The organism is Kitasatospora sp. NPDC001095 (genome assembly GCF_053598615.1).
In genome coordinates this window covers 1-5,659 of record NZ_JBSFKQ010000107.1, presented here as the reverse complement: position 1 = coordinate 5,659, position 5,659 = coordinate 1, and the positions used below count along the sequence as shown (strand labels likewise).

Here is a 5,659-nt window from a genome sequence, read left to right as displayed (position 1 = left end):
TCCACCTCACCAGCCGAACCGGCCCCAACGCCAACGGCGCCACCGAACTCGAAGCCGAACTCACCGCACTCGGCGCCCACATCACCATCACCGCCTGCGACATCGCCGACCCCGACGCCCTGACCACACTGCTCACCACCATCCCCACCGAACACCCCCTCACCGCCGTCATCCACACCGCCGGCACCCTCGACGACGCGATCCTCGAGAACCTCACGCCCGAGCGCCTGCGGCAGGTCCTGCTGCCCAAGGTGGACGCGGCCTGGAACCTGCACGAACTCACCCGCACGACGGACCTGTCCGCGTTCGTGCTCTTCTCCTCGATCGCCGGCACCCTCGGCAACGCCGGGCAGGCCAACTACGCCGCGGGCAACACCTTCCTCGACGCCCTCGCCCAGCACCGCCGCGCCCAGGGGCTGCCCGGCACCTCCCTCGCCTGGGGCCTGTGGGACCAGGCGAGCGGTATGACGAACACCCTGGACGAGGCCGACCGTGCGCGGATCGGCCGGACCGGCGTCGCCCCCATGGCACCGGAGGAGGCCCTGAAGCTGCTGGACGCGGCGCTCGGCTCAGGGCGGGCCGTGGTGGTCCCGGCGCTCCTGGACCTGGCCGCGCTGCGCCGCCAGTCGGACGCGGACACACTGCCGGTGCTGCTGAGTTCCCTGGTGCGACCGCGGCTGCCCCGCACCGCCGCCCGCCGTACCGGGGCCGACGAGCGCTCGCCGCTCACGGGGCTCGCCGGGCTCACCGCCTCCGAACGAAAGCGGGCCGTGCTGGACCTGGTACGTGCGCAGGCCGCCATCGTGCTCGGGCACTCCGCGCCCGAGTCCATCGACGTCGACCGCCCGTTCAACGAGATCGGCTTCGACTCGCTGACCTCGGTCGAGCTGCGCAACCGGCTGGTCGCGGCGACGGGCCTGAGCCTGTCGGCGACCCTGGCCTTCGACCACCCCACCCCCGCCGCCCTCTCCGGACACGTGCTGGAACTGCTCGATGGCCGTACGCCGGAGGCCGCCGCCCCCGGGCCCGTCGCACCGGCGGCTGCCGGGGCCTCGGACGAGCCGATCGCGGTGGTGGCGATGAGCTGCCGCTACCCGGGCGGTGTCACCTCCCCCGAGGACCTGTGGCGGCTGGTGGCCGACGGCACCGACGCCATCGGGGAGTTCCCCGCCGACCGCGGCTGGGACGTCAAGGGCCTCTACCACCCCGAGATCGGCACACCGGGCAGGACCTACACCCGGCACGGCGGCTTCCTCCACGACGCGCCCCTGTTCGACGCCGAGTTCTTCGGCATCAGCCCGCGCGAGGCCACCGCCATGGACCCGCAGCAGCGACTGCTGCTGGAGACCGCCTGGGAGGCCTTCGAACGCGCCGGACTCGACCCCGCCGCGCTGCGCGGCAGCGACACCGGGGTGTTCGCGGGAACCAGCTCGCAGGACTACACGGCGCTACTGGACGCGGCGCCCGAGGAGGCCGGCGGCTACCGGCTGACCGGCAGCTCGGCGAGCATCATCTCCGGCCGCGTCGCCTACACCTTCGGGCTGGAGGGTCCGGCGGTCAGCGTCGACACCGCCTGCTCGTCGTCGCTGGTGGCCATCCACCTCGCGGCGCAGGCGCTGCGCCGGGGCGAGTGCTCGCTCGCGCTGGCCGGCGGCGCGTCCGTCCTGGCCACACCGACGCTCTTCGTCGAGTTCAGCCGCCAGCGCGGGCTGTCCCCCGACGGCCGCTGCAAGGCCTTCTCCGCCGACGCGGACGGCACCAGCTGGGGCGAGGGCGTGGGGCTGGTCCTCCTGGAGCGGCTCTCCGACGCGCTCCGCAACGGCCGCCGGATCCTGGGGGTGATCCGCGGCAGCGCGGTCAACCAGGACGGCGCCAGCAACGGTCTGACCGCGCCCAACGGCCCGTCCCAGGAGCGGGTGATCCGCCAGGCCCTCGCCGACGCCCGCCTCGCCCCCGCCGACGTGGACGCCGTCGAGGCGCACGGCACCGGAACCACCCTGGGCGACCCCATCGAGGCCCAGGCCATCCTCGCCACCTACGGGCAGGAGCACACCCGGGAACTGCCGGTGCACCTGGGGTCGGTGAAGTCCAACATCGGCCACACCCAGGCCGCCGCCGGTGTCGCGGGCGTCATCAAGATGGTCATGGCGATGCGGCACGGTGTCCTCCCGCCGACCCTGCACGCCGACGAGCCCACCCCGCACGCCGACTGGGGCACCGGCGCCGTCCGCCTGGTCACCGGGACCACGCCCTGGCCCGGGACCGGCCGGCCCCGCCGCGCCGCGGTCTCCTCGTTCGGCATGAGCGGCACCAACGCGCACCTGGTTCTGGAGGCGGCCCCGGAGCCGGAGGCCCCGGTGGACCCGGCTCCGCGGGACTCCGGTGACGCGGTGGTGCCGTGGTTGCTGAGCGGGCGTTCCGCCGAGGCACTGCGGGAGCAGGCACGGCGGTTGCTGGCCTGGACCGACGCGACCCCGGGCACCGGGGTCCGGGACATCGCCCACGCCCTGGCCACGAACCGTGCCACCTTCGAGCACCGCGCGGTGCTCGTCGGGGCGGACCGGGAGGAGCTGCGCACCGCCCTCGACGCCCTCGCCCAGGGCGCACCCTCGCCGCGGCTGACGCAGGGCGCGGCCGGGACCGGCCACCGGACGGTCTTCGTCTTCCCCGGCCAGGGCTCCCAGTGGGAGGGAATGGCCCTGGAGTTGCTGGAGACCTCGGAGGTCTTCCGGGAGCGGATGCGCGAGTGTGCCGAGGCGCTCGCCCCGCACACCGGCTGGGACCTCCTCGCCCTCCTGCACGGCAGGCCGGGCGCGCCCGCCATGGACACCGCCGACACCATCCAGCCCGCCCTGTTCGCGGTGATGGTCTCGCTGGCGGCCCTGTGGCGCTCGTACGGCGTCGAACCGGCCGCGGTCATCGGCCACTCCCAGGGCGAGATCGCCGCGGCGTGCGTCGCGGGCGCGCTCTCCCTGGAGGACGCGGCCCTGGTGGTCGCCCTGCGCAGCCGGGCACTCGACGCCCTGCGCGGCCGCGGCGGCATGCTGTCCGTGCCCCTGCCGCACGGCGAGGTGGCGGACCTGCTCGGGCGCTGGGAGGGCCGGCTGTCCGTCGCGGCCGTCAACAGCCCCCGCTCGACGGTGGTCTCCGGTGACACCGGGGCCCTGGAGGAACTGCACGCGCACTGCACCGCCGAGGGCGTGCGCAGCAAGGTGATCCCCGTCGACTACGCCTCGCACTGCGCCCAGGTCGAGGCCGTCCGGGACCGGCTGGCCGAGGTGCTGGCCCCCGTCTCCCCGCGCTCCGCCGAGGTTCCCTTCTATTCCACCGTCACCGGCGGCCTCGTCGACACCGCGACGCTGGACGCCGGGTACTGGTACCGCAACCTCCGCCGGACCGTCCGGTTCGAGGAGACCGTCGGCGTCCTCGCGGCGGCCGGGCACCACGCCTTCGTCGAGGTCAGCCCCCACCCGGTGCTGACCACGAGCCTCCAGGAGACGCTGGAGGAGCTGGACCTCCGGCAGGGCGCCGTGGTCGTCGGCACCCTGCGCCGTGGCGAGGGCGGCCAGGCCCGGATGCTCACCGCGCTGGCCGCGGCACACACCCAGGGCCTGGCCGTGGACTGGTCCCCGGCCCTGCCGGACGCCCCGCGGAACGGCGTGGACCTGCCGACCTACTCCTTCCAGCGGCGCCGCCACTGGCTGGACGTGGCACCGTCGCAGGCGGACCCCGCGCAGCTGGGGCTGCGGCCGACCGGCCACCCGCTGCTGGGCGCCGCCCTGCCGCTGGCCGGCAGCGAGGGCCTCGTCGTCACCGGCAGCCTGTCCCGGCGGACCCGGCCCTGGCTGGCCGACCACACGGTGACCGGCACCACCCTGCTGCCGGGTACCGCCTTCGTGGAGCTGGCCCTGCACGCCGCCGGCGAGGCGGGCTGCACCCGCATCGAGGAACTGACCGTGCTGGCACCGCTGCCGCTGCCGGAGGAGACGGTGCACCTCCAGGTGACCGTCGACCCGCCGGACGAGACGGGGCTGCGGTCCTTCCACGTCCACTCCCGGCCCGGCGACGCCGACGTGGACCTCCCCTGGATCCGGAACGCCACCGGCACCCTGGGCGCGGCGGCACGGCCCGCCCGGGAGCACGACCTCACCGCCTGGCCGCCCGCCGGGGCGACCCCGGTGGACCTCGGCGGGCACTACGACGGTCTGGCCGCCCTGGGGTACGAGTACGGACCGGCCTTCCAGGGGCTGGAGGCCGTCTGGCGATCGGGCGAGGACCTGTACGCCGAAGTCCGTCCGGCGGAGGAGCAGTCGGCGGAGGCGGGGTCCTTCGGCCTGCATCCGGCGCTGCTGGACGCCGCCCTGCACGCCCTCGGTGTGGACGGCTCCCGGGCCGAGGAGGGCGTCGTGCGGCTCCCGTTCGCCTGGAGCGGTGTGCAGCTGTACGCCCGGGGCGCCGGGTCGCTGCGGGTCCGGCTCTCGCCCGCGGGCACCGACGCGGTGGCCCTGACCGTGGCCGACGCCACCGGGCAGCCGGTGGCATCGGTGGAGTCGCTGGTCCTGCGGCCGGTCGCCCCCGGACAGTTGTCGGCGGACGCGCGGTCCGATGCGATGTTCCTCGTCGAGTGGACCGCCGTGCCGGAGCCGGACCGGGACGACGCGCCGTGGGCGGTGCTCGGGTCGCCCGCCCTGGCCGCGGCCCTCGACGCCGCGCCGTACGCGGACCTGCGGTCCCTGGCCCTGGAGGGCGAGGTGCCCCCGGTGGTGGTCGTCCAGTACCGCACGGAGTCCTGGGACGACCTCGCCGGGGCGACGCGGGAGGCGACGGTGCGGGCCCTGGGCCTGGTCCGGGCGTGGCTGGCCGACGAGCGGTTCGCCTCGTCACGGCTGGTCGTCCTCACCCGGGGCGCGGTGGCCGCCGGGGAAGGCGACCGGGTCCGCGACCCCGCGCACGCCGCGGTGTGGGGTCTGCTGAGGACGGCGCAGTCGGAGAACCCGGGGCGCTTCGTGCTCGTCGACCTCGACGACCGGGACGACTCGTACGGAAAGGTCCGGGCGGCGTCGGCCACCGGCGAACCGCAGCTCGCCGTCCGCGACGGCGCGCTGCGTGCCGCCCGGCTCGTGCGCCCGAGGCCGGCCGACGGTCTGACGCTGCCGGCGGGGCCCTGGCGGCTGCGGAGCCTGGGCACCGGCACGCTGGACGGCCTCGCCGCGACGGCGTGTCCTCAGGAGCCGCTGGGTCCGGGGCAGGTGCGGATCGCGGTGCGGGCGGCCGGGGTGAACTTCCGCGACGTGCTGATCGCGCTGGGCATGTACCCGGGCGACGAGGCACTGATCGGCGGCGAGGCCGCCGGCGTGGTGACCGAAGTCGCCCCCGACGTCACCCGCTTCGCACCGGGCGACCGGGTGTTCGGGCTGTTCCCCGGGGCCATCGCGACCTTCGCCGACACCGACCACCGCATGGTCGCCCGTATGCCCGACGGGTGGACGTTCGCCGAGGCGGCCGTGCTTCCGGTCGTGTTCCTGACGGCGTACTACGGCCTGCGGGACCTCGCCGACATACAACCCGGACAGCGACTCCTCGTCCACACCGCCACCGGCGGCGTCGGCATGGCCGCCGTCCAACTCGCCCAACACTGGGGCATCGACGTCTACACCAC

The 5,659-nt window shown here is 75.4% G+C and carries 1 protein-coding gene; it reads left to right on the top strand.

Features of this window, described 5'->3' with window-relative positions:
* On the top strand, positions 1–5,659 hold a 5,659-nt coding region (locus tag ACWDBB_RS35895), incomplete at both ends, for a beta-ketoacyl synthase N-terminal-like domain-containing protein (RefSeq protein WP_449793603.1).